22 protein-coding genes are annotated in these 23,160 nt (G+C 67.2%); 18 read left to right on the top strand and 4 right to left on the bottom strand.

Going from position 1 to position 23,160, the window contains the following annotated elements; translation table 11 throughout:
* Positions 1-77: 77 nt before the first annotated feature.
* From GOQ09_RS01560 to GOQ09_RS01530, 7 genes are read left to right on the top strand one after another with little or no spacing between them, the layout of a single operon-like run.
* On the top strand, positions 78-1,148 hold the full coding sequence (locus tag GOQ09_RS01560; protein WP_157616540.1) for an ABC transporter ATP-binding protein: 1,071 nt from the start codon (positions 78-80) through the stop codon (positions 1,146-1,148).
* The gene (locus GOQ09_RS01555) at positions 1,145-2,005 is read left to right on the top strand and encodes an ABC transporter permease (RefSeq protein WP_157611508.1); all 861 of its coding nucleotides are present in this window, start codon (positions 1,145-1,147) and stop codon (positions 2,003-2,005) included. Before GOQ09_RS01560 ends, GOQ09_RS01555 begins: the two co-directional genes overlap by 4 nt.
* Positions 2,006-2,009: 4 nt before the next feature.
* Positions 2,010-2,804, top strand: coding sequence for an ABC transporter permease (locus GOQ09_RS01550; protein ID WP_157611506.1), 795 nt, complete (start codon positions 2,010-2,012; stop codon positions 2,802-2,804).
* Positions 2,801-3,109, top strand: coding sequence for a (2Fe-2S)-binding protein (locus GOQ09_RS01545; RefSeq protein WP_157611504.1), 309 nt, complete (start codon positions 2,801-2,803; stop codon positions 3,107-3,109). Before GOQ09_RS01550 ends, GOQ09_RS01545 begins: the two co-directional genes overlap by 4 nt.
* A complete protein-coding gene (locus GOQ09_RS01540; RefSeq protein ID WP_157611502.1) occupies positions 3,106-4,530 on the top strand; it encodes an NAD(P)/FAD-dependent oxidoreductase in 1,425 nt (474 codons plus the stop codon). Before GOQ09_RS01545 ends, GOQ09_RS01540 begins: the two co-directional genes overlap by 4 nt.
* Complete coding sequence (locus GOQ09_RS01535; protein ID WP_157611500.1) at positions 4,527-5,672, top strand: NAD(P)/FAD-dependent oxidoreductase; 1,146 nt, start codon at positions 4,527-4,529, stop codon at positions 5,670-5,672. The genes GOQ09_RS01540 and GOQ09_RS01535 overlap by 4 nt, the downstream gene beginning before the upstream one ends.
* 12 nt (positions 5,673-5,684) lie before the next feature.
* Positions 5,685-6,758: an ABC transporter substrate-binding protein gene (locus GOQ09_RS01530; RefSeq protein ID WP_157611498.1), complete on the top strand. Its 1,074-nt coding sequence runs from the start codon at positions 5,685-5,687 to the stop codon at positions 6,756-6,758.
* 329 nt (positions 6,759-7,087) lie between these two features.
* On the opposite strand, the gene GOQ09_RS01525 is transcribed toward GOQ09_RS01530, so the two are convergent.
* Complete coding sequence (locus tag GOQ09_RS01525; protein WP_157611496.1) at positions 7,088-8,716, bottom strand: GMC family oxidoreductase; 1,629 nt, start codon at positions 8,714-8,716, stop codon at positions 7,088-7,090.
* 135 nt (positions 8,717-8,851) lie between these two features.
* Between GOQ09_RS01525 and GOQ09_RS01520 the strand changes: the two genes are divergently transcribed.
* From GOQ09_RS01520 to GOQ09_RS01495, 6 genes are all read left to right on the top strand, one after another.
* Positions 8,852-9,760 (top strand): LysR family transcriptional regulator, encoded by a 909-nt coding sequence (locus GOQ09_RS01520; RefSeq protein ID WP_157611494.1) that lies wholly within the window; start codon positions 8,852-8,854, stop codon positions 9,758-9,760.
* 148 nt (positions 9,761-9,908) lie between these two features.
* The gene (locus tag GOQ09_RS01515) at positions 9,909-11,075 is read left to right on the top strand and encodes an MlaE family ABC transporter permease (RefSeq protein WP_157611492.1); all 1,167 of its coding nucleotides are present in this window, start codon (positions 9,909-9,911) and stop codon (positions 11,073-11,075) included.
* A complete protein-coding gene (locus GOQ09_RS01510) occupies positions 11,072-11,890 on the top strand; it encodes an ABC transporter ATP-binding protein (RefSeq protein WP_157611490.1) in 819 nt (272 codons plus the stop codon). Before GOQ09_RS01515 ends, GOQ09_RS01510 begins: the two co-directional genes overlap by 4 nt.
* A 13-nt stretch (positions 11,891-11,903) precedes the next feature.
* Positions 11,904-12,875, top strand: coding sequence for an MlaD family protein (locus GOQ09_RS01505; protein ID WP_157611489.1), 972 nt, complete (start codon positions 11,904-11,906; stop codon positions 12,873-12,875).
* Positions 12,876-12,885: 10 nt separating this feature from the next.
* Positions 12,886-13,569, top strand: coding sequence for an ABC-type transport auxiliary lipoprotein family protein (locus tag GOQ09_RS01500; RefSeq protein ID WP_431769294.1), 684 nt, complete (start codon positions 12,886-12,888; stop codon positions 13,567-13,569).
* A 51-nt stretch (positions 13,570-13,620) separates the two neighbouring features.
* Positions 13,621-13,842, top strand: coding sequence for a hypothetical protein (locus GOQ09_RS01495; protein WP_157611485.1), 222 nt, complete (start codon positions 13,621-13,623; stop codon positions 13,840-13,842).
* 7 nt (positions 13,843-13,849) lie between these two features.
* On the opposite strand, the gene GOQ09_RS01490 is transcribed toward GOQ09_RS01495, so the two are convergent.
* Complete coding sequence (locus tag GOQ09_RS01490) at positions 13,850-14,608, bottom strand: SIR2 family NAD-dependent protein deacylase (protein ID WP_157611483.1); 759 nt, start codon at positions 14,606-14,608, stop codon at positions 13,850-13,852.
* A complete protein-coding gene (locus tag GOQ09_RS01485; RefSeq protein ID WP_157616539.1) occupies positions 14,605-15,468 on the bottom strand; it encodes an IclR family transcriptional regulator in 864 nt (287 codons plus the stop codon). Before GOQ09_RS01485 ends, GOQ09_RS01490 begins: the two co-directional genes overlap by 4 nt.
* A 143-nt stretch (positions 15,469-15,611) precedes the next feature.
* Between GOQ09_RS01485 and GOQ09_RS01480 the strand changes: the two genes are divergently transcribed.
* From GOQ09_RS01480 to fahA, 5 genes are read left to right on the top strand one after another with little or no spacing between them, the layout of a single operon-like run.
* Entirely contained in the window at positions 15,612-16,571 is a 960-nt protein-coding gene (locus GOQ09_RS01480; protein ID WP_157611481.1) for an MBL fold metallo-hydrolase, read from the top strand.
* Between the two features lie 23 nt (positions 16,572-16,594).
* Positions 16,595-18,232 carry an FAD-dependent oxidoreductase gene (locus tag GOQ09_RS01475; protein ID WP_157611479.1) on the top strand — a complete coding sequence of 546 codons (1,638 nt, stop codon included), beginning with the start codon at positions 16,595-16,597 and terminating at the stop codon, positions 18,230-18,232.
* An 8-nt stretch (positions 18,233-18,240) separates the two neighbouring features.
* Positions 18,241-18,435: a DUF2783 domain-containing protein gene (locus GOQ09_RS01470; protein ID WP_157611477.1), complete on the top strand. Its 195-nt coding sequence runs from the start codon at positions 18,241-18,243 to the stop codon at positions 18,433-18,435.
* A 43-nt stretch (positions 18,436-18,478) separates the two neighbouring features.
* Positions 18,479-19,789 (top strand): homogentisate 1,2-dioxygenase, encoded by a 1,311-nt coding sequence (gene hmgA / locus GOQ09_RS01465; RefSeq protein WP_157611475.1) that lies wholly within the window; start codon positions 18,479-18,481, stop codon positions 19,787-19,789.
* Between the two features lie 40 nt (positions 19,790-19,829).
* A complete protein-coding gene (gene fahA / locus GOQ09_RS01460) occupies positions 19,830-21,104 on the top strand; it encodes a fumarylacetoacetase (protein WP_157611473.1) in 1,275 nt (424 codons plus the stop codon).
* Positions 21,105-21,143: 39 nt separating this feature from the next.
* Here the strand turns inward: fahA and mrdA are convergent, their stop codons facing one another.
* Entirely contained in the window at positions 21,144-23,111 is a 1,968-nt protein-coding gene (mrdA, locus tag GOQ09_RS01455) for a penicillin-binding protein 2 (RefSeq protein ID WP_157611471.1), read from the bottom strand.
* Between the last annotated feature and the right edge of the window lie 49 nt (positions 23,112-23,160).

Raw genomic sequence — 23,160 nt, 5'->3', positions numbered from 1 at the left:
TTGAAAGTTCTCTCTTGTCCATGGCGCGCACCAAGGTGCGGCGCGCCGTTCACGACACCGCGCAGAAAGGCTCTTCCATGTCATTCCTCAGGCTCACCGACGTGAGCAAGTTCTACGGCGCGACGCGCGCCGTGTCGGCCATGAACCTTGCAGTGGAAAAGGGAGAGTTCGTTTCGCTGCTCGGGCCTTCGGGCTGCGGCAAGACCACGACGCTGCAGATGATCGCGGGCTTCGAGGCGGTGTCGAGCGGGCGCATCGAACTTGCCGGCAAGGACATCACGCATGCCAAGGCCAACACGCGGGGCCTTGGCATCGTGTTCCAGACCTACGCGCTCTTTCCGCACATGACCGTGGCCCACAACGTGAGCTTTGGCCTCGAGATGCGCAAGATGCCCAAGGCCGAGCGCGCCGAACGGGTGAAGCAGGCCCTCGCGCTCGTTCACCTGGAAGCGCATGCCACACGCTACCCGCGCGAACTCTCGGGCGGCCAGCGCCAGCGCGTGGCACTTGCGCGCGCGCTGGTCATCGAGCCGCCTGTGCTGCTGCTCGACGAACCCCTCTCCAACCTGGACGCCAAGCTGCGCGAAGAAATGCAGTTCGAGCTGCGCCAGATCCAGCGCAAGGTCGGCACCACCACGGTGATGGTCACGCATGACCAGAGCGAGGCCATGTCCATCAGCGACCGCGTGGTGGTGATGGAAGGCGGCTGCGCCACGCAGATCGACCATCCGCACCGCGTGTACGAACATCCGAGCACGCGTTTCATTTCCACCTTCGTGGGCAAGGCCAACCTGCTGGACGCCCGCGTCACGGCCTGTGGCGCACGCAGCTGCCGTGTCGAGATCGGTTCGCTCACCGTCGAGGTCGAAGACACCGGCTACAAGCCGGGCGACCCGGTGCTGATGAGCGTGCGCCCCGAAAAGCTGCAGCTGGTGGAAGCCGGCCGCGGCCGCCTCGACGGCACGGTGCGGGAGCGCTTCTTCCTGGGCAGCCAGTGGCTCTACCGCCTGGGCACGCCCGCCGGCGACCTGATGGTGCTGAGCCCCAACGACGGCCGCGAAGCGCTCGATGAAGGCAGCGCCGCCGGCATCGACTGGCCCGCGCATTGCACGCGCCTGTTGCCGGCCGAAGAGGCGGTGGCGGCATGAGCGGATCGACCCCCAAGGCTGTGGCCTGGTGGCTTTCGGCGCCCGCGCTTCTGCTGTTCGCGGCCTTGCTGGTGGTGCCGCTCGCGCTCACGGCGGTGCTGTCTTTCAATGTGTACGACCCGGCCACCGGGCCGAAGACGGGCGAGTTCACGCTCGAGCACTACACGCAGGTTTTCACCGACTCGTACTACCACGGCATCTTCTGGCGCACCTTCTGGATCTCGGGCCTCGTCACGCTGATCTGCGTGCTGGTCGGCGCACCCGAGGCCTATGTGCTGAGCCGCATGCGCAACCCGTGGCGATCGATCCTGCTGCTGGTGGTGCTGGCGCCACTGCTGGTTTCGGTGGTGGTGCGCGCTTTCGGCTGGAGCATGCTGCTGGGGCCTGAGGGCGCAGTGAACGCGCTGCTGGGCCTTGTGGGCATCGGGCCGGTGAAGATGCTCTACACCGAGATCGCGGTGATCGTGGCGCTGGTCCACGTGATGCTGCCGTTCATGGTGATCCCGGTGTGGACCTCGCTGCAGAAGCTCGATGCAGGCGTGGAGAACGCCGCGCTTTCGCTCAGGGCCTCGCACTTCACCACGCTGCGGCGCATCGTGCTGCCGCAGGTGATGCCGGGCATTCTCTCGGGAAGCCTGATCGTGTTCGGCCTGGCCGCGAGCTCGTTCGCCATTCCGGGTCTGCTCGGTGGACGCCGCCTGAAGATGGTTGCCACCGTTGTCTACGACGAATACCTGCACGAGCTCAACTGGCCGCTCGGCGCCGCGGTTGCACTGGTTCTGCTGGCAGCCAACCTCATCGTGATGCTGAGCTACAACCGGCTGGTCGAAGGCCGCTACAAGAAGGCACTGGGGTAATCCGATGAGCAAGAACGGCCCCCTCGCCCTCGCGTTCAACGCGCTTGTCATCACCTTCATGCTGGCGCCGCTCGTGGTGGTGTGCATCGTCGCGTTCACGCCCGAGAACACGCTGACGATTCCCACCACGCACTTCTCGCTGCGCTGGTTCAAGGCGGTGTTCGCGCACCCGGACTTCATGCAGTCGTTCTGGAACAGCCTGTGGCTTGCGCTGGCCTCGGCCACCATTGCCACGCTGCTCGCGGTGCCCGCGGGCATGGCGATCACGCGCTACGCGTTTCCGGGCCGTGACTTCCTGAACGGCCTCTTCCTCTCGCCGCTGATCATTCCGCACCTGGTGCTGGGCGTGGCGTTGCTGCGCCTCTTTGCGCTGGTGGGCGGCACCGGCAGCTTCGGCTGGCTGGTGATGGCGCATGCGCTGATCGTTACGCCCTACACGCTGCGCCTGGTGGTGGCCGCGCTCGTGGGCTTCGACCGCAGCGCCGAGCAGGCCGCGCTGTCGCTTGGCGCGAGCCAGGCGACGGTGTTCCGGCGCATCACGCTGCCGATGATCCTGCCGGGCGTCACGGGCGGCTGGCTGCTGTCCTTCATCAACAGCTTCGACGAAGTGACGATGTCGATCTTTGTCACGTCGCCCAGCACGGTCACGCTGCCGGTGCGCATGTACATGTATGCCACCGAGTCGATCGATCCGCTGATGGCGGCGGTGTCGGCGCTGATGGTGGCGGTGACGGCCGTTGCGATGGTGGTGCTCGACCGCGTCTACGGGCTGGACCGCGTGCTGGTGGGGCGCCGATGAGCCTGCCGACCGTTTTTCAACCGCTGTTGCATCGCGTGGCCGAGACCGGCCGCGCCGCGGTGCTCTTCACGCTCGACGGCGAGCCAGCCTCCGCACTTGCGGGCGACACTGTGCTGACTGCCGTGCTCACGCAAGCCGCCCAGCTGCGCCGCAATGAGTTCAGCGACGAGCCGCGCGCCGGCTTCTGCATGATGGGCGCCTGCCAGGATTGCTGGATTGCCACCGAGCAAGGCGAGCGCCTGCGCGCCTGCTCCACCTTCATTGCGCCGGGCATGGCGCTGGTCACGGGAAGGAGCGGCGCATGACGGCTCCTTCTTCTTTTTCCGCATTGCAGCCGGTGGTCGTGGGCGCGGGGCCGGCGGGCGTGCGCGCCGCACAGGCGCTGGTGGCACACGGCCTTCGGCCCGTGGTGATCGACGAGGCGTCGCGTGCCGGCGGCCAGATCTACCGGCGCCCGCCTTCGAGCCTGGCGGAGCGCAGCGCGAATGTGCTCTACGGTTTCGAGGCCCGCCGCGCCGATGCGGTGCACACCGCCTTCGACGCCTTGCGCGAACGCATCGACTACCGCGCCGACAGTCTGGTGTGGAATGCGCAAGGCGGCCGGCTCGACGTGCTGCACGGCCCCACGCGCAGCACCTCCAGCGTGCCCTACGGGCAATTGATCGTCGCCACGGGCGCCACCGACCGCGTGCTGCCAGTCCCTGGCTGGACGCTGCCCGGCGTCTACACATTGGGCGGCGCGCAGGTGGCGCTCAAGTTCCAGGGCTGCGCCATCGGTCAGCGCGTGGTGTTCATGGGCACCGGCCCGCTGCTCTACCTGGTCGCGTACCAGTACGCAAAGGCCGGAGCGAAGGTGGCCGCGGTTCTGGATACGTCGCGGCTCGCGGACCAGCTTGCCGCCACACCCGCGATGCTGCGGCAACCGGCGGTGTTCGCCAAGGGCGTGTACTACGTGGCCTGGTTGCGCGCGCACGGCGTGGCGCTGCACGGCGGCGTGCGGCCGTTGCGCGTGCTCGGCGACGCAACGGAAAACCGCGTGGCCGGTGTGGCGTGGCATGACGGGCAAGAAGAACGCACGCTGGCCTGCGACGCCGTCGGCTTCGGCTATGCGCTGCGTTCCGAAACCCAGCTGGCCGATCTGCTGGGCTGCCGCTTCGAGTTTGCGCCGCTGCACCGTGCGCACCTGCCGGTGCGCGACGCGGCCGGCCGCTCCAGCGTGCGGGGCGTGTACCTCGCGGGCGACGGCGCCGGCATCATGGGTGCGGATGCGGCCGAGTGGGCCGGCGAACGCGCCGCGCTCGCGCTGCTGGCCGACGGCGGGGCGGCCATCGATGCCGCACGCGCCGCAATGCTCGAACGCAAGCTGCACAAGCTCGGCGCCTTCCGCCAGGGGCTGGAGCGCGCCTTTCCGGTGCCGCACGATTGGGCCGCGCATGCGCCCGACGAACTGGTGGTGTGCCGCTGCGAGAACATCACCGCGGGCACGCTGCGCCAGACCGTTGCCGAGAACGGCGCCGACGAAATGAACCGGCTCAAGGCGCTCTCGCGCGTGGGCATGGGCCGCTGCCAGGGCCGCATGTGCGGCGTGGCGGCAGCCGAGATCCTTGCGCATGCCACGGGCCAGCCGGTGCAGCAGGTCGGCCGGCTGCGCGGGCAGGCGCCGATCAAGCCGATTCCGATTCACCTGGCCAACACGGCGCCTTCGACCGAAGGAGCCGGCGCATGAGCGGACGCAAGACATTGCGGACCGATGTCGCCATCGTCGGCGGTGGCATCGTCGGCGCATCCGCAGCGCTGGCCTTGCGGCGGATGGGCATCGGCGTGGTGCTGCTGGAGCGCGACCTGTGCGGCTCGCGTTCCAGCGGCGTCAACTACGGCGGCGTGCGGCGGCAGGGCCGGCCGGTGAGCCAACTGCCGCTCGCGCAACGCGCACACCGCATCTGGGGCAACCTGCGCGAAACCATCGGCACCGATGGCGAGTACCTGCGTTCGGGGCATTTCAAGATCGCGCGCAGCGAGGCCGACATGGCGTCGCTGGAACGCTACCGTGCGCAGAGCCGCGACTTCGATCTCGGGCTCGAACTGATCTCCGACGCCCGCCTGCGCGAGCGCTGCCCCTGGCTCGGCACGCGTGCGGTGGGCGGCTCGCTGTGCGCCGAAGACGGGCAGGCCAACCCGCGGCTGGTGTCGCCCGCCTTTGCGCTTGCTGCGCAGCGCGCGGGCGCGCAGATCTTCGAGCGCCACAAGGTGGACGAAGTGGCGCACGACGGGCAGGCGTTCATACTGCGCTCGGGCAACGCGCTCGAAGTGCATGCGCCGGCGCTGCTCAACTGCGCGGGCGCATGGGCAGGGCCGATCGCCACGGAGTTCGGCGAAGAGGTGCCGCTGCAATCGGGCCATCCCGCGATGGCAGTGACAGAGCCGCTGCCCTTCTTCATGAACTGGAGCCTCGGTGTGGAGGGCGGCGGCATCTACTGCCGGCAGGTGGCACGGGGCAACCTCGTGCTCGGTGGCGGCGGCAAGGGCATTGCGCTCGATGCCGACCGCGCGCGCTCCGACCGCGATGCGATCGCCTCGCTCTCCGTACAGGCCATCGAGCTGTTGCCCGCGCTGCGCCATGCGCACTTCATCCGCACCTGGAGCGGCACCGAGGGCTACCTGCCCGACCGACAGCCGGTGCTCGGCCCGAGCCGCACCACGCCCGGCCTGTTCCATGGCTTCGGCTTCTCGGGCGCGGGCTTCCAGATCGGCCCCGCCGCCGGCGAGGTACTCGCCGAGCTCGTGCGCGACGGCCGCAGCAGCACGCCGATCGATGCCTTCTCGATCGAACGCTTCTTTCCCGAAGAAACCACTACCAGCCCACCCTGAAAGGAAAACACCATGTCCCGTTTCCAGAAGACCTTTTTCTTCTCTCTTCGCCGGACCGTGCTCGGTGCGGCAGCAGTGGCCGCGCTCGCGGCCGGCGGCACCGCCGGCGCGCAGACCAAGACGCTCTACATCGGCATGAACGGCGGCACCATGGAGAAGGCATACACGCAGTACGTGTTTCCCGCCTTCGAGAAGGTCTACGGCGCCAAGGTGGTGGTGGTGCCGGGCACTTCATCCGACATCCTTGCGAAGGCGCAGGCCAACAAGGACCGCCCGCAAATGCATGTGATGTTCCTGGACGACGGCATCATGGTGCGCGCGATCGGCATGGGCCTGTGCCAGAAGCAGCGACCCAATCCGTCGCTCGCCGAGATCTATCCGGCCGCCCGCTTCAAGGACGACATGGCCAGCGGCGTGAGCCTGGGCATGACGGGCCTGGCATACAACGCCAAGATGTTCAAGGACAAGGGCTGGGCGCCGCCCACCTCGTGGATGGACCTGGCCGACCCCAAGTACAAGGGCAAGGTGGTGTTCCAGTCGATGTCGTCATCGTCCTTCGGGCTGCACGGCTTCTTGATGTTCAACCGCATCCAGGGCGGCAACGACAAGAACGTGGAGCCGGGCTTCAAGGCCTGGCCCACCACCATCGGCCCGAACGTGCTCGAGTACATCCCCAGTTCGGCCAAGCTCTCGGAAATGGTGCAGACCGGCGAAGCCGCGATCTTTCCGTTGACGCCCACGGCCGTGGCCGCGCTGAAGACCAAGGGCATTCCGGTGGAGTACGCGCCACCGAAGGAAGGCGCGGTGGTGCTGATGGTGGGCCAGTGCGTGATTGCCAACAACAGCGAGCCAGAGCTGTCGCAAAAGCTCGCCGAGTTTCTGCTGAGCCCGCTGGCTCAGGCCAACGTATTGCAGTACGGCGCGCAGATTCCCACCAACCCCAAGGCTCCGGCCGTGGGCGATGGGGTGAAGCAGGTGGCCGACATCAACCAGTGGATGAAGGCTGCGGTCACCATCGACTGGGACAGCATCAATGCGAATCGTCCTGCTTGGAATGCGCGTTGGAACAAGACTATTGAGAAGTGATCGCTGCGTGAGTTTTTGGAGCGGCGGTGTTCAGGGCGGCGCTCCCGCCGACGGGGTACCTTTCTCCGCGAATGTCCCCCGGGGCTGCGCCCCTCCTCCTTTATTTCGCTGCGCAAGGCACCCCATCAACGTGAGCGTGATCCAGAGCAGTCGTTGATCAGCGTTGCACCAGCCGCGTGCCCCAGTGCACAGGGCATCGGGTGCTCCCCGCAGCGAAATAAAGGAGGAGCCGAAGGCGGGGGACATTCGCGGAGGGGAGTACCCGGTGGCCTTTGCACACACCCTGAACAGCAGCGCCCCGAACCCGCAACAGCCCCGAGCAAAAGTTCTCAGCGATTCGCTTCCAGAATCCACCCCACGGCCTTCTCGGCCATCATCAGCGTCGGGCTGTTCGTGTTGCCACTGGTGATGGTCGGCATCGCGCCCGCGTCGACCACGCGCAATCCCTGCACGCCGCGCACACGCAGCTTCGAGTCGAGCACCGCCATCGGGTCGCCGTCGGCGCCCATCTTGGTTGTGCCCACCGGATGGAAGATCGTGGTTGCAATATCGCCCGCGAGGCGCGCCAGGTCTTCATCGCTCTGGTACTGCACGCCGGGCTTCCATTCCTCCGGCTTGTATTTGGCAAGCGCAGGCTGCGAGGCGATGCGGCGCGTCACGCGCAGCGAATCGGCCGCCACCTTGCGGTCTTCGTCCGTGCTCAGGTAATTGGGTGCAATGGCCGGCGCGTCCTGAAAGCGGGGGCTCCTGATCCGCACGGTGCCGCGGCTCGTGGGGTTGAGGTTGCACACGCTCGCGGTAAAGGCCGGAAAGCTGTGCAGCGGCTCGCCGAATGCGTCTAGCGACAACGGCTGCACGTGGTATTCGAGGTTGGGCCACTCGTGCTCGGGCGAACTGCGCGTGAATGCGCCCAGTTGCGAAGGCGCCATGCTCATCGGGCCGCTGCGCTTCATCAGGTATTCGAGGCCGATTTTTGCCTTGCCGTACATCGATGACGCCAGTACGTTGAGCGTGGGCGCGCCGTTGATCTTGTAGACCGCGCGAATCTGCAAATGGTCTTGCAGGTTGGCGCCGACGCCCGGTGCATCGACCACCACATCGATGCCATGCTGGCGCAGCAGCTCGGCCGGGCCGATGCCCGAAAGCTGCAGGATCTGCGGCGAGCCGATGCTGCCCGCACACAGCACCACCTCGCGCGTGGCATGCGCGGTGATCATCTCGTGGCCGTCCCACACCTGCACGCCGGTGCAGCGCTGGCTGCCGTCGGGCTGGGTCTCGATGATCAGCTTGGTGACGTGCGCATTGACCCACATCTCGAAATTGGGCCGGCCGTAGCACACGGGCCGCAAGAAGGCCTTGGCCGTGTTCCAGCGCCAGCCGTTCTTCTGGTTGACCTGGAAGTAGCCGACGCCTTCGTTGCTGCCGCGGTTGAAGTCGGTGCTGTGCGGCACGCCGGCCTCCACGGCGGCTTCGGCGAACGCGTCGAGGATGTCCCAGCGCAGGCGCTGCTTCTCCACCCGCCATTCGCCACCCGCACCGTGCAGCTCGTCCGCGCCAAGGTAGTAGTCCTCGTGCTTCTTGAAGTCGGGCAGCACGTTTTGCCACTTCCAGTCGTCGTCGCCCGTGAGCTGCGCCCACTGGTCGTAGTCGCGCGACTGGCCGCGCATGTAGATCATGCCGTTGATGCTGGAGCAGCCGCCCAGCGTCTTGCCGCGCGGGTAGCGCAGCGTGCGCCCGTTCAGCCCCGCATCGGGCTCGGTGCTGTAGAGCCAGTCGGTGCGGGGATTGCCGATGCAATACAGATAGCCCACTGGAATATGGATCCAGTGGTAGTCGTCCTTGCGGCCGGCCTCGATCAGCAGCGTGCGCTGTTGCGATTTTCGGGTCAGCCGGTTGCACATCAGCGCGCCGGCCGTGCCGCCTCCAATGACGATGTAGTCGAATGTGTTGTCGCTCATGGCGCCTGCTTGTCTCCGGGGGAACGATATTTTTGATGCTCATGGGCCTTTCGCAGGCCTCTTGGGCAAGTTTCGCCCAAGCTACCAACAAAAAGCCAATGATTTCGGCGTTGTTAGCTTATAAATCGTTCTTATATGACTGCCGCCGCCCTGGACCTCCAGATCTTGCGTGCCTTTGTGCTTGCGGCGCGCGAGGGCAGCGTGTCGCGCGCCGCCGAGCGGCTGCACCTGACGCAGCCTGCGGTGAGCCTGCAATTGAAGCGCCTGGCCGAAGAAACCGGGCTCCAGCTCTTCACGCGCACGCCGCACGGGCTGGCGCTCACTGCCGACGGGGCCGCGTTGCTGCCGCAAGCCGAGCGCGTGCTTTCGGCCGTGGGCGACCTGCAGCAGGCCGCGCGCAACCTGCAGGGCACGGTGCGCGGGGCGCTTCGCATCGGCACCATCCTCGATCCTGAGTTCACCCGGCTTGGCGTGTTCCTGCGCGAGCTTGTTGAATCCGCGCCGCAGATCGAGACGGAGCTTCGCCACGGCATGAGCGGCAACGTGCTGGCGCAGGTGCTGCGCGGCGAGCTCGATGTGGGTTTTCACCTCGATACGGATGACGACGGCGAGACCATCGCGCCAGCTCCGCTCGCGACGCGCACGCTCACCCGCTTCACCTACCGGGTGGTCGCACCCGCGGGTTGGGGGCCGCAGGTGCTGGGCCGCGACTGGAAGGCGCTGGCCGCCTTGCCATGGCTGGGCACGCCGCCGGAATCCGCGCATCACCGGCTGCTCAACAAGGTGTTCGGCCCGCTCGGGCTTTCGCCGCGACGGGCGGCGCTGGTGGACCAGGAAGCCTCGATGCTCGACCTGCTCAAGTCGGGCGTAGGGCTTAGCCTTTTGCGCGACTCCATTGCAATCCGCGAGAGCCAGTCGCACGGCCTGGTGATGGCCGACCGCGTGCAGCTGGACTGCGCGCTGCGCTTCGTCTCGCTGGCGGCCCGGCGCAACGAGCCCGTCATCGCGAGCGCATGGAACGCGTTGGCGCGAGCCTGGAACTGACCGGAAAAAGGGCGCGCTTGGCCATTCGAACGGCGTTCCGCCCTACGCAAAGCGCCGGCGTGGCGTACGGGAAAAGCCGATTCATCCGGTTACGATGCGCCCTTTCCGACCGCTTCTTTTTTCTTACTTCGCCCTGCTCCGCCGCACCATGCCCATAGCAACTTCGCCTGCCGACGCATCCGCCGCCGACAGCGTGTTGCCGCGCGTCGAGCAGCGCGAGCACGACGGCCGCAACTGGACCGTGGCGCGCGGACGATGGACCACGCTGGCCATATCCTCGCGGGCCGCGTGGCAGGCCATCGAGAAGGACCTGGCAGGCGCACCGCCGTCGGACGACCGCGCTTGGGACCTGCGCCCCATCGAGCAGCTCGACCACATCGGCGCGCAGCTGCTGTGGGAACACTGGCGCCACGACTGGCCGGCCACGCTCGAGATGTCGCCGCAGCACAAGGCGGTGCTCGACCAGGTGGCCCAGTACACGGTCGGAACGCCTGAAGACCCGCCGCCCACGCTCGCGGAGCGGCTGCGCCATTTTTCGCACACGGGTCCGCGCGCGCTGCAGGTGATGCGCGACTTCGTGGGGCTGGTCGGCCAGCTCGCACTCGATGCCTGCACGCTCGTCCGCGCGCCGCACCGAGCGCCGTGGCGCGATTTTTCAGGTCACCTGTATCAGTTCGGCGCCACGGCGCTGCACATCACGGCGCTGGTCGGCCTGTTGATTGGCGTGGTGCTGGCGTACCTGATCTCGCAGCAGCTTCGCCAGTACGGCGCCGAGGCTTTCGTGGTCAACATCCTCGGGCTTTCGCTGATCCGCGAGCTTGGGCCAGTGCTGGCTGCGGTGCTGATTGCGGGGCGCTCCGGATCGGCCATCACGGCGCAGATCGGCGTGATGCGCGTGACCGAAGAACTCGACGCCATGCGCGTGATGGGTATTCCGCACGGCTTCAGGCTGGTGATGCCGCGGGTGATGGCGCTTGCCATCGCGATGCCGCTGATCAGCCTCTGGACATCGATGGCGGCGCTTGCGGGCGGCATGCTCGCGGCCGATGCGGCGCTCGACATTTCGCCCGCCTACTTTCTTTCGGCGCTGCCGCGCGCGGTGCCCATGGTCAACCTCTGGCTCGCACTGGCGAAGTCGGCGGTGTTCGGCATCTTGATTGCACTGATCGGCTGCTACTTCGGCATGAAGGTGAAACCCAACACCGAGAGCCTGGGGCGCGGCACGACCTCGTCGGTGGTGACCTCGATCACCGCGGTAATTCTGGTCGACGCGCTGTTCGCGGTTTTGTTCAAGGGAATCGGATTCAGAGCATGACCGATTCGAACAACGTGGTCGATATCAGCAAGCTCTGGACGGTGTTCAAGAATGCCGAGGGCGAGCATGTGGTGCACCGCGATCTCGAGCTGCACATCGCGCGCGGCGAAGTGCTCTCGCTGGTGGGCGGATCGGGCACCGGCAAGACGGTGCTGCTGCGGCAGATCCTTGGGCTTGAAAAACCTTCGAAGGGCACGGTCGAGGTGCTGGGCCAGGCGCCCGGCGAGCTCAGCGCGAAGGGCGCAGCCAACGTGGGCATGCTGTTCCAGCACGGCGCGCTGTTCTCGGCGTTCAGCGTGCTCGAAAACATTGCCTTTCCGCTGCGCGAGCTCAAGCTGCTGCCCGACGAACTGATCCGCAACGCGGCACTGGTCAAGCTGCAGATGGTGGGCCTGCAGCCCCGGCACGCCAACATGAGCCCGGCCGATCTGTCGGGCGGCATGATCAAGCGCGTGGCGCTGGCGCGCGCGCTCATCATGGACCCGCCGTTGCTGCTGCTCGACGAGCCCACGGCCGGTCTCGACCCCGAAGCCTCCGACAGTTTTTGCGACCTGCTGCGCGGCCTGCACCGCGAACTGGGCTTGACGGTGGTCATGGTCACGCACGACCTGGACACGCTGTTCGACCTGAGCACCCGCATTGCGGTGCTGGCGGACCACAAGGTCATCGTCAGCGGCTCGGCGCGCGAGGTCATCGCGTATCCGCATCCGTTCATCCACGAATATTTTCTGGGAGGGCGCGGCCAGCGCGCCTTGGAGGCCCTGCATGACAAACCCTCCAACGCCGCGCCGCCACCTGCCGGCGCGGCCCACTGAAAGGTAGCCACACATGGAAAACAAAGCCCATGCCCTCGCCGCCGGCGCCTTCGTGCTCGGCCTCATTGCCGTGCTCGTGGGGCTGGTGGTCTGGTTCACGCGCGACGACACTGTGCGCAACATCTACGAGCTCTCCACGCGCGACCCGGTCAGCGGCCTGCAGCCGCAGGCCATGGTGCGCTACCGGGGCATTGCGGTCGGCAAGGTGACCTCGATCGACTTCGACCCCAAGACCAAGGGCAACGTGCGCGTGCGCATCACGGTCGACCAGCGCGTGCCGCTCACCACGTCGAGCTTTGCCACGCTGAGCTACCAGGGCGTGACCGGCCTGGCGTTCATCGCGCTGGACGACAAGGGCGAATCGAACGTGGTGCTTGCACCCAACAACGACGACCCGCCGCGCATTCCGCTCAAGCCCTCGATGCTCGCGCAACTGCAGGACCGCGGCGAAGCCATCATCGACCAGATCGACGAAGCCACGAAGCGCGCCAACCAGCTGCTCGGCGACGGCAACCAGAAGCGGGTGGCCGATGCGCTGGAGAACATCGCGGCGGCATCGGCCAGCGCCAATACGCTGCTCAAGCAGCTGGATAACACGGTGAAGACAGGCCTCAACCCGACACTCGCGGCGCTGCCCGGCACGCTGTCGTCAGTAAAGACGGCGGCCGGCGATGTCTCGCGCGTGGCCAACAACTTCAACACCACGGTGAGCCGCCTCAATGCGCCCGAAGGCCCGATCGAACGCCTGGGCGATGGCACCAAGGCGCTGGCGCAGGCAGTCGACTCGTTCAACTCGGCCACGCTGCCGCGCGTGAACCGGGTGGCCGACGACACTTCGCGCGCGGTGCGCCGGCTGGGCCGCGCGGCCGACGGCATCAACGACAACCCGCAATCGCTGCTGTTCGGCAACGGCGGCACCGCGGCGGGGCCGGGCGAGCCCGGCTTCTCCGCGCCGCCCACCACCAATTCGCTGGGACGCCCCTGAAGTGATGACCATGAAGAAGAACGCCATGCACTCCCGTCCATCCCTCGGTCTCGGCCTGGGTTCCGGCCTGACACTGGGCCTGGCGCTGCTGCTTGCCGGCTGCGGCGCGCTGCCCGACAAGCCCGCGCGCGCAACGCTGTACGACTTCGGGCCCGGCATTGCCGCGTCGGCCGCGGCCGCCAATCCACCCGCCGCCGCATTGCCCACGCTGGCGCTGGCCGAAATCGAGAGCAACGCGCGGCTCGACGGCACGCAGATTCTTTACCGGCTGGGCTATGCCGATGCCAACGAACTGCGGCCCTACGGCCAGTCGCGCTGGAGCCTGCCGCCGGCACAGCTGCTGCGGCAGCGGCTGCGCGATGCGCTTTCCGAACGGCGCACGGTGCTGGGCCCGGAAGAAAGCGCGACCATCGCGCGCACCGAGGGCCGCGTGCCCGACACGCTGCGCATTTCGCTCGACGAGTTCAGCCACTATTTCGAATCGGCCGGCAGCAGCGTGGGCCTGGTGCGCCTGCGCGCCACGCTGATCCGCGGCACCACGGGCGGCGACCGCGTGCTCGGCCAGCGCACCTTCACCGTGCGCCGGCCGGCACCGAGCGCCGATGCGCCCGGCGGCGTGAAGGCGCTGGCCGCGGCCACCGATGCGGCCGTGGCCGACATCGTGCAGTGGGTCGACCAGCAGCCTCGGCAGTAAGCTCGGTTCGGCCCGACGCCACCCTACCAATAACCCCGAGGAGACCTCACCATGAACGCAACACGCATCGCCGGCATCCTGCTCATCGTGGCCGGCATCGCGGGCCTCGGGCTCGGCGGCTTCAGCTTTACCAAGGAAACGCACCAGGCCAAGTTGGGCCCGCTGGAGTTTTCGGTGAAGGAAAAGCAGCAGGTCAACTTCCCGGCCTGGGCGAGCGTGGCCGCCATCGTGGTGGGCGGCGCTCTGGTGCTGTTCGGCGGCAAGAAGAGCTGATCGGCATTCAGGCCGGCGAGCCGCCGAGCCCCGCCAGCAACTGCGGCAGCAGGATTTCGGATTCCCCGCGCAAGACCACCGCGGCCGCGTCGTCCAGATGCGGCAACGGCTCCATATTGAGCGTGATCAGCCGGCTGCCATGCGACGCCGCCATCTGCGGCAGCTCGGCCGCCGGATACACGATGGCCGTGCTGCCGACCACCATGAACACGTCCGACTCCTGCGCGGCCGCCTGCGCATCGAGCAGCACGCCCTGGTTCAGCATTTCCCCGAACATGACGACGTCCGGCCGGGCGCGCGAGGCGCAGCGCATGCAGCGGTGAAAGGGCCACGGGCCCTGGCGGTTGCCGCAATGGTCGCAGCGCCACCGGCGCAGCGAGCCGTGCAGTTCGAGCACGTCGAGCCCGCCGGCCAGCGTCAGCAGCCCGTCGACGTTCTGCGTGATGAGGCGCGTGGCGGGCCGCAGCCGCTGCAGCAGCGCAAGCGCGGTATGCCCCGGGTTCGGCTGCGCGTCCTCCACCGCGGAAAGCCGCCGCGACCAGAAGCGCGTGAATCCCGCGGGGTCGCGCTGCAGGTCTTCGGCATGCGAGTACTGCAGCGCGTTCTGGTTCATCCAGAGTCCGTCGCTGTCGCGGTAGGTCGGAATGCCGGAGGCCTTTGACAGCCCGGCGCCGGAGAACACGACGATGCGCCGGGCGGCGCTCAGCAAGGCAATGGCGGATTCGATCGGGGGTGTGGAAGACGAAGCGGTGATGTCCGGGCTCATGGATCCAGGTGTGCGGAGGCGTTTCTTCCGGCCGACGTTGCGCCCAGCCGCTCGGACACCGTGCCCGCGCAGGCCTTGAGCGCGCGTGCGATTTCGCCGTCCCAGCCGGTGTCGAAGATGGCGGCCGGGCCGATGGCCGTGACCGAGAGCACGATGGCGCCCGTGTGGTCGAACACCGGCGCCGCCATGGCGCTCACGCCCTCGATCACCTCGCCTTCCGAGCGGCTGACGCCGTGCACGCGCACTTCCTGCAGTTGGCGCTCGAATTCGCTCCACGACGGCAGCGGCGGCTGCGGCGGCATGCCGGCCAGCGGCGGCTGCTCGCCCGCCTTGCGCTGCTTTTGCCGCTGGCGCTCGGCGTCGAGCAGTTGCTTGACTGTTTCGGCCTCCAGGTAGGCGGCGAACACGCGGCCAGAGGCCGTGTTGGTGAGCGAGAACACCGTGCCGTGGCGCATGTTCACATGCACCGGCGACGGCGATTCGGCCGTGCGCACGATGGTGGCGCCTCGTGCCCCCCACACTGCCAGCGCCACCGTGTGGCCGATGCGCTGCGCCAATCCCGCGATGAGCGGCGTCGCAATGTGCACCGGGTCGGCCTGCTGCAGGCTGATGAGCCCCAGTTGCAAGGCCAGCGGGCCGAGCAGATAGTGGCCGCTGGCGCGGTCCTGCTCGATCAGGCCCAGCCGTCCGAAGCTCACCATGTACGGGTGGGCCTTGGCGGCCGTCATGTCGGCTTCCCGCGCCAGGTCTTTCAGGGCCATCGGCCGGCCGTGGTGCACCAGCGCGCGCAGCAGCTGGCCGCCCACTTCGATGCTCTGGATGCCACGCTGGGCGGCGCGGTCGGTCTCGTTGGCTGCCATGGCCGCCTTGGCGTCTGATTGTTCGTTCATGAAGAAGGGATTAGACATTAACTGATCTCGGGCTTACACTTCAGAAATTCGTTAACCGCAAATTCATTTGCTTTAGACGAATCAAATTTCGATCCACTCGACGGAGACACACGATGAGCCAAGCCAAGAAGTTCGCCAGCCAGGCCGACATGGAAGAAAAGAAGATCACCTTCAGCCAGATCTCGGAGCACGCCTGGGCCTACACGGCCGAGGGCGATCCGAACACCGGCATCGTCATTGGCGACGACTGCGTGCTGGTGGCCGACACCCAGGCCACGCCCGCCATGGCGGCCGACGTGGTGCGCCGCATCCGCGAGGTGACTGACAAGCCCATCAAGTACGTGGTGCTCACGCACTACCACGCGGTGCGCGTGCTGGGCGCGGCCGGCTATGGGGCCGAGCACATCCTGGCCAGCCAGGACACGCGCGACCTGATCGTGGAACGCGGCGAGGCCGACAAGGCCAGCGAAATCGGCCGCTTTCCGCGCCTGTTCCAGAACGTGGAAACAGTGCCGCCAGGCCTGACCTGGCCCACCATGACCTTCACCGGCAAGATGACGCTGTGGCTCGGCAAGCTCGAGGTGCAGTTGATCCAGCTCGGCCGCGGCCACACCAAGGGCGACACGGTCGTGTGGCTCCCGCAAGAGCGCACGCTGCTGTCGGGCGACCTGGTCGAGTTTGGCGCCACGCCGTACGCCGGCGACGCCTACTTCCAGGACTGGCCGAAAACGCTGGACAACATCGCGGCGCTCAAGCCCGCCGCGCTGGTGCCGGGCCGCGGCGCCGCTCTCACCACGCCGGCCGAAGTGGCCGAGGGCCTGACCGGCACGCGCAACTTCATTTCCGACGTGTACGCGAGCGTGCAGGAGGGCGTGAAGGCCGGGCGCGACCTGAACACTGTCTACAAGGACACCTACGCCAAGCTCAAGCCCAAGTACAGCCAGTGGGTGATCTTCGATCACTGCATGCCGTTCGACGTGAGCCGCGCGTACGACGAAGCCTCGGGCCATGCCGATCCGCGCGTGTGGACGGCGGAGCGGGACATCGAGATGTGGAAGGCGCTCGAAGGCTGAAGTCCCGAGTCACGGAGACAAACGTGCTCGACTACCAAAGCCTGCGCTTCGACTACAAGCGCCACGCCGACCAGGATGCGCCCTCGCCCGCCCGCCGCCCGGTGGTCGTCGTCGGCGCCGGCCCGGTGGGCCTCACGCTGGCCATCGACCTTGCGCTGCGCGAGATTCCGGTGGTGCTGCTCGACAACGACAACACCCTTTCCAGCGGCTCGCGCGCGATCTGCTTTGCCAAGCGCACGCTCGAGGTGTTCGACCGCCTCGGCTGCGGCGACCGTATGGTCGGCAAGGGCGTGTCGTGGCATGTGGGCCGGGTGTTCTTCCACGACGAGCAGGTCTACAGCTTCGACCTGCTGCCCGAACCCGGCCACGAGCGTCCGGCCTTCATCAACCTGCAGCAGTACTACGTCGAGGGCTATCTCGTCGAGCGCGCCGCGGCGCTGCCGCTGATCGACCTGCGCTGGAACAACAAGGTGACGGGCATCGAGCAGAACGACGGCGGCGCCGTTCTCACTGTGGAAACGCCCGAGGGCGACTACCGACTGCAAGCCGACTATGTTGCCGCCTGCGACGGCTCGCGCTCGAACCTGCGCCAGTTGCTGGGGCTCGAAGCCAAGGGCCGCACCTTCCGCGACCGCTTCCTGATTGCGGACATCACGATGGATGCGCAGCTGCCTACCGAGCGGCGCTTCTGGTTCGACCCGTCGTTCCACCCGGGCCAGAGCGTGCTGCTGCACAAGCAGGCCGACGGCATGTGGCGCGTCGACTTCCAGCTCGGCTGGGACGCCGACCCGGTGGAAGAGCGCAAGCACGAAAACATCACGCCGCGCGTGCGTGCGCTGCTCGACAGCATCGGCTTCGAAGGCGTGCAATTCACCATCGGCTGGGCGAGCGTCTACACCTTTGCCTGCCAGCGCATGGAGCGCTTTCGCCATGGCCGCGTGCTGTTTGCGGGCGACTCGGCGCACGGCGTGTCGCCCTTTGGTGCGCGCGGCGCCAATTCGGGCGTGCAGGACGCGGACAACCTCGCATGGAAGCTCGCGGCCGTGCTCCGGAGCGAGGCACCCGATGCGCTGCTCGACAGCTACGCGAGCGAGCGCGAATTCGCGGCCGACGAAAACATCCGCAACTCCACGCGCGCGACCGACTTCATCACGCCCAAGAGCGAAGTGAGCCGCCTGTTCCGCGACGCGGTGCTGGAGCTGACGAAGCGCCATGCGTTTGCGCGCACGCTGGTCAACAGCGGGCGGCTCTCGGTGCCGGCGGTGCTGCGTGATTCGCCGCTCAACACGCCCGACGCCGACACCTTTGCCGGTGCGATGGTCCCCGGCGCCGCAGCGGCCGACGCCCCCGTGGTGCGCACCGATGGCAGCAGCGGCTGGCTGCTGCGCGAATGCCATGTGGCGCAGTTCACGGCGCTGGTATTCGGCACCGGTGAAGCGACCGAACGCAGCCTGCAGGCGCTGAAGGCATGCGACCTTCCGTTGCACATCGTGCGCGTGAAAGACGCTACGACCGCAGGCGAACTCGCCATGCACCGCTATGACGCGCAACCCGGCACCGTCTACCTGCTGCGGCCCGACCATCACGTGTGCGCGCGCTGGCGGCAACCCACGGCGGGGAACATCCGCGCCGCCATAGACCGTGCGTTGGCAAAGGGATGAGCAGCACCATGCAACCACATCTGATCACCACGCCGAACCTCGAAGCACCCGACGATTTCTACGAGGCGCTGATCGAGGCCCACCAGGGGCTTTCCAACGAAGAGAGCCATGCCTTCAACGCGCGGCTCGTGCTCGTGCTGGCCAACCACATCGGCTCGCTGGCCGTGCTGCGCGAGGCTTTCGAGGCCGCACGCGGCAGCTGAACACATACCGGCGCCATCGCCCCGATTTTCGAAAGAGAACACCATGACCCATCCAACCGCCAGTGCCGAGCGGCGCTACCAGAGCGGCTTCGGCAACGAGTACGCCTCCGAAGCCGTGGCCGGTGCCCTGCCCCAGGGCCGCAACAACCCGCAGCGCGCGCCCTTCGACCTTTACACCGAGCTGCTCTCGGGCACCGCCTTCACCGCGCCGCGCCATGAAAACCGCCGCACCTGGCTGTACCGCCGCCAGCCCTCGGTGGTGTCCGGCCGCTACCAGCCGTATGCCCAGCCGCACTGGACCACCGGCGCCGACCGCGAAATCGCATTGCCGCCCGAGCCGCTGCGCTGGCATCCGATGCCGCTCGACGGCGCGGCCGATGTGGACTTCATCGACGGCATGCACACCGTCGCAGCCAACGGCGATGCCGAATCGCAGGTCGGCATCGGCTCGCTCATGTACCTTGCGGGCCGCTCGATGGAGAAACGCGCCTTCGTCAACGCCGACGGCGAAATGCTCGTCGTGCCGCAGCAGGGCCGCCTGGTCATCACCACCGAGCTCGGCGTGCTCGACGTGAAGCCCGGCGAGATCGCGGTGCTGCCGCGCGGCATGGCGTTCAAGGTGGCATTGCCCGACGGAATCTCCCGAGGCTATGTCTGCGAGAACTACGGTGCGCATTTCCGCCTGCCCGAGTTGGGCCCCATCGGCTCGAACGGCCTGGCCAACGCGCGCGACTTCCAGGCTCCTGTGGCGGCTTTCGAGGAAGACGGCGGTGCCTACGAGCTGGTGAAGAAATTCGGCGGCCGCTTCTGGAAGGCACCAACCAGGCAGTCGCCTTTCAACGTGGTCGCATGGCACGGCAACCTGGCGCCGGTGAAGTACGACACGGCCAACTTCATGGTGATCGGCTCCATCAGCTTCGACCATCCCGATCCTTCCATCTTTACGGTGCTGACCTCGCCGAGCGACACGCCCGGCACCGCGAACTGCGACTTCGTGATCTTCCCGCCGCGCTGGATGGTGATGGAAAACACCTTCCGTCCGCCCTGGTTCCACCGCAACCTCATGAGCGAGTTCATGGGGCTTGTGCTCGGCGAATACGACGCCAAGCCGGGCGGCTTCAAGCCCGGCGGCGCGAGCCTGCACAACTGCATGGTGCCGCACGGGCCGGACGAGGAAGCCTTCGACAAAGCCACGCACACCGACCTGAAGCCGCACAAGCTCGACAACACGCTGGCCTTCATGTTCGAAAGCCGGTACCGCTTAATTCCGACGAACTTCGCGCTGCAGAGCCCCGCGCTGGACACCGACTACGCCGATTGCTGGGCGGGCCTCAAGGACCAGTTCAAGCCCTGACGGCCGACGAGCAGGCGCCACATCCAAAGAAAGACATTCCATGACCATCGCACTCAACGCCACCCACGACCCGAAGCTGCGCAGCTGGGTTGCCTCGGCCAATGAAGCCGGCTGCGACTTCCCGATCCAGAACCTGCCCTTCGGCCGCTTTCGCGCGGCGGGCAGCAGCGAGGCCTTTCGCATCGGGGTGGCCATTGGCGACCAGGTGCTCGACCTGAAGGCCGCAGGCCTGGTCGATACCGACGACATGAACGCGCTGATGAACGCGGGCGTGAAAGACCGCCAGGCGCTTCGCGCGGCCATCTCGGCGGGCCTTGCGGAAGGCAGCGGCAAAGAGGCCGCATGGTCGAAGGCGCTGCTGCCTCAGGATGCGGCCGAGCTCACCGTGCCCTGCCGCATCGGCGACTACACCGATTTCTACACCGGCATTCACCACGCCACCACCATCGGCAAGCTGTTCCGCCCCGACCAGCCGCTGATGCCCAACTACAAGTGGGTGCCCATCGGCTATCACGGCCGTGCGTCGTCGATCGGCGTGAGCGGCCAGGTCTTCAAGCGCCCGCAGGGCCAGACCAAGGCGCCAGACGCCGCAGAGCCGAGCTTCGGCCCTTCGAAGCGGCTCGACTACGAGCTGGAGCTTGGTTTTCTGGTCGGCCGCGGCAACGCACTCGGCGAGCCGATTGCCATCGGCGAGGCCGAAGAGCATCTGTTCGGCGTGACGCTGCTCAACGACTGGTCGGCGCGAGACCTGCAGGCCTGGGAATACCAGCCGCTCGGCCCCTTCCTCGCGAAGAACTTCGCGAGCACGCTATCGCCGTGGATCGTGACGATGGAAGCGCTGGCGCCGTTCCGCGCCAGGTTCGAGCGGCCCGCGGGAGACCCGCAACCGCTGCCTTACCTCGATGCGCCCTCGAACCGCGAAAGCGGCGCGCTCGACATCACGCTCGAAGTGCTGCTGCAGACCGCGAAGATGCGCGCCGCAGGTGAAGCGCCCACACGGCTCACGCGCGGCAACACCACCGAAGCCGCCTACTGGACGGCCGCGCAGCTCGTTGCACACCACACGGTGAACGGCTGCAACCTGCAGCCGGGCGACCTGCTGGGCTCCGGCACGCTCTCGGGCCCCAAGCCCGACGAAGCCGGCTCGCTGATGGAGCTGACGCTCGGCGGCAAGCAGCCGATCACGCTGCCCAATGGCGAGAAACGCACGTTCCTTGAAGACGGCGACACGCTGGTCATGCGCGGCTACTGCGAGCGGGAGGGTGCGGTGCGAATCGGGCTGGGTGAAGTCAGCGGCACGGTGGCAGCGGCTTAGGGTGTTGTCCCCTCTCCCTCTGGGAGAGGAGAAAAACCGTCAGGGCGCGGTGGCAGCAGTGCCAGCCACTGGCCAAGCCACTTCACTCGCCACGCGCGGCTTGCCGATCGGGGCGCCGGCCTTGCCGATCCTGATGGCAGCCATGTCGGCCTCGCTCGGGTACTGGTCCATCAACACGTAGTCGAACACGCGGCGCGCAATGGGTGCCGCGGCGCCCGCGCCCCAACCGGCGTTCTCGACGATCACTGCCAGGGCGATCTTCGGGTTGTTGACAGGCGCAAACGCCATGAACAGCGCGTGATCGCGCTGGTGCTCTTCGAGCGCGCGGGCGTTGTACTTGGTGTTCTGCGCCTGGGTCACGGCCTGCGCCGTACCCGTCTTGCCGGCCGCCTGGTAGCCCGCGCCGGCGAACACCCCGCGCGCGGTTCCGCTGGTGACCACGCTGGTCAGTCCTTCGCGGATCACCGCGATGTTGGCCGGCGTATAGCCGAGGTTCTCCGCGGGCGGTTGCGGCAGCGGGGCCACTTCGCCGCTAACCGTGTTGCGCGTGGCGAGAGCAACGTGCGGCTTGCGCTTCATGCCGCCGTCGGCCACGATGGCCGTGGCCTGCGCGAGCTGCAGCATGGTGAAGGTGTTGTAGCCCTGGCCAATGCCCAGCGAAATGGTTTCGCCCGCGTACCACTTCTTCTGCTCGGGCCGCTTGTATGCGTTGCGTTTCCACTCGGTGCTGGGCAGCACGCCGCGCACCTCGCCGCCCAGGTCGATGCCGGTGATCTGGCCGAAACCCAGCGGCTTCATGAAGTCGTGGATCAGGTCCACGCCCATCTCGTTGGCCAGCGAGTAGTAATAGATGTTGCTCGACAGCTGGATCGAGCGCCGCATGTCGACGCCGCCGATGTTGCCTTCGGGGCTGCCGAAGCGGTGGCCGCCAAAGTTGAAATACCCGGGGTCGTTCACTACCACGTTCGGGCCGCGCTTGCCGGTTTGCAATGCAGCCAGCGCCATGAAGGGCTTGTAGGTCGAGCCGGGCGGATAGGTGCCACGCAGCGCCCGGTTGAGCAGCGGCTTGTCGAGCGATTCGCTGAGCTCTTTCCAGCTTTCGGTGTCGATGCCTTCGACGAAGAGGTTGGGGTCGAAGGTCGGCTTGCTCACGAAGGCCAGCACCTCGCCGGTCTTGGGGTCGATGGCCACCAGCGCGCCGCGGCGGTCGCCGAACATGTCTTCGACCAGCTTCTGCAGCTTGATGTCGAGCGACAGCATCACGGTGTTGCCTGGCGTGGCCGGATGGCTCGCAAGCCGGCGCACCGCGCGGCCGCCGGCCGAGGTTTCCATCTGCTCGACGCCGGTATGGCCGTGCAGTGTTTTTTCGTAGCTTTGCTCGATGCCGAGCTTGCCGATGTAGTCGGTGCCCTTGTAGTTGGCCTGGTCTTCCTCGGCCCAGTCTTCCATCGCGGTCTTCTCGCGCTGGTTGATGCGGCCGATGTAGCCGAGCACGTGCGAGGCGACCTCGCCATGCGGATAGTTGCGGAACAGCCGCGCCTTGATTTCCACGCCCGGGAAGCGGTAGCGCTGCGCCGCGAAACGGGCCACTTCTTCGTCGTTCAGGCGGGTGCGGATCGGAATGGAGTCGAAGCTGCGAGAGTCTTCGCGCAGGCGCTTGAAGCGGCGGCGGTCGCGCGGCGAAACCTCGAGCACCTGGGTCAGCGCGTCGATGGTCTCTTCGACGTCGCCCACCTTGGAAGGCGTGATCTCCAGCGTGTAGGCGGAGTAGTTGGAGGCCAGCACGATGCCGTTGCGGTCGAGGATGAGCCCGCGGTTCGGCACCACCGGCACGATGGCCGTACGGTTGCTCTCGGCCTGCTCGGCGAGGTCGTCATGCCGCACCACCTGCAGGTAGAACAGCCGCGAGCCCAGCAGCCCGAAGGCGAAGAGCACCACCATGCCGATCACGATCACGCGGCGCTTGAAGCGCGCGAGGTCGGCGGCAACGTTGCGGATTTCGGTCATGGCGGCGTGAGCTTAGGCGCGTGCAAGTGCGTTGGCAAATGCATAGGAA

Source organism: Variovorax paradoxus (assembly GCF_009755665.1).
Classification (GTDB): domain Bacteria; phylum Pseudomonadota; class Gammaproteobacteria; order Burkholderiales; family Burkholderiaceae_C; genus Variovorax; species Variovorax paradoxus_G.
This window is presented reverse-complemented; position numbering and strand designations above follow the sequence as displayed.

Coding starts and splice junctions, on each gene's coding strand:
- GOQ09_RS01560 (WP_157616540.1), top strand. CDS start 78: ATGTCATTCCTCAGGCTCACCGACGTGAGCAAGTTCTACGGCGCGACG.
- GOQ09_RS01555 (WP_157611508.1), top strand. CDS start 1,145: ATGAGCGGATCGACCCCCAAGGCTGTGGCCTGGTGGCTTTCGGCGCCC.
- GOQ09_RS01550 (WP_157611506.1), top strand. CDS start 2,010: ATGAGCAAGAACGGCCCCCTCGCCCTCGCGTTCAACGCGCTTGTCATC.
- GOQ09_RS01545 (WP_157611504.1), top strand. CDS start 2,801: ATGAGCCTGCCGACCGTTTTTCAACCGCTGTTGCATCGCGTGGCCGAG.
- GOQ09_RS01540 (WP_157611502.1), top strand. CDS start 3,106: ATGACGGCTCCTTCTTCTTTTTCCGCATTGCAGCCGGTGGTCGTGGGC.
- GOQ09_RS01535 (WP_157611500.1), top strand. CDS start 4,527: ATGAGCGGACGCAAGACATTGCGGACCGATGTCGCCATCGTCGGCGGT.
- GOQ09_RS01530 (WP_157611498.1), top strand. CDS start 5,685: ATGTCCCGTTTCCAGAAGACCTTTTTCTTCTCTCTTCGCCGGACCGTG.
- GOQ09_RS01525 (WP_157611496.1), bottom strand. CDS start 8,716: ATGAGCGACAACACATTCGACTACATCGTCATTGGAGGCGGCACGGCC.
- GOQ09_RS01520 (WP_157611494.1), top strand. CDS start 8,852: ATGACTGCCGCCGCCCTGGACCTCCAGATCTTGCGTGCCTTTGTGCTT.
- GOQ09_RS01515 (WP_157611492.1), top strand. CDS start 9,909: ATGCCCATAGCAACTTCGCCTGCCGACGCATCCGCCGCCGACAGCGTG.
- GOQ09_RS01510 (WP_157611490.1), top strand. CDS start 11,072: ATGACCGATTCGAACAACGTGGTCGATATCAGCAAGCTCTGGACGGTG.
- GOQ09_RS01505 (WP_157611489.1), top strand. CDS start 11,904: ATGGAAAACAAAGCCCATGCCCTCGCCGCCGGCGCCTTCGTGCTCGGC.
- GOQ09_RS01500 (WP_431769294.1), top strand. CDS start 12,886: ATGAAGAAGAACGCCATGCACTCCCGTCCATCCCTCGGTCTCGGCCTG.
- GOQ09_RS01495 (WP_157611485.1), top strand. CDS start 13,621: ATGAACGCAACACGCATCGCCGGCATCCTGCTCATCGTGGCCGGCATC.
- GOQ09_RS01490 (WP_157611483.1), bottom strand. CDS start 14,608: ATGAGCCCGGACATCACCGCTTCGTCTTCCACACCCCCGATCGAATCC.
- GOQ09_RS01485 (WP_157616539.1), bottom strand. CDS start 15,468: ATGGCAGCCAACGAGACCGACCGCGCCGCCCAGCGTGGCATCCAGAGC.
- GOQ09_RS01480 (WP_157611481.1), top strand. CDS start 15,612: ATGAGCCAAGCCAAGAAGTTCGCCAGCCAGGCCGACATGGAAGAAAAG.
- GOQ09_RS01470 (WP_157611477.1), top strand. CDS start 18,241: ATGCAACCACATCTGATCACCACGCCGAACCTCGAAGCACCCGACGAT.
- hmgA (WP_157611475.1), top strand. CDS start 18,479: ATGACCCATCCAACCGCCAGTGCCGAGCGGCGCTACCAGAGCGGCTTC.
- fahA (WP_157611473.1), top strand. CDS start 19,830: ATGACCATCGCACTCAACGCCACCCACGACCCGAAGCTGCGCAGCTGG.
- mrdA (WP_157611471.1), bottom strand. CDS start 23,111: ATGACCGAAATCCGCAACGTTGCCGCCGACCTCGCGCGCTTCAAGCGC.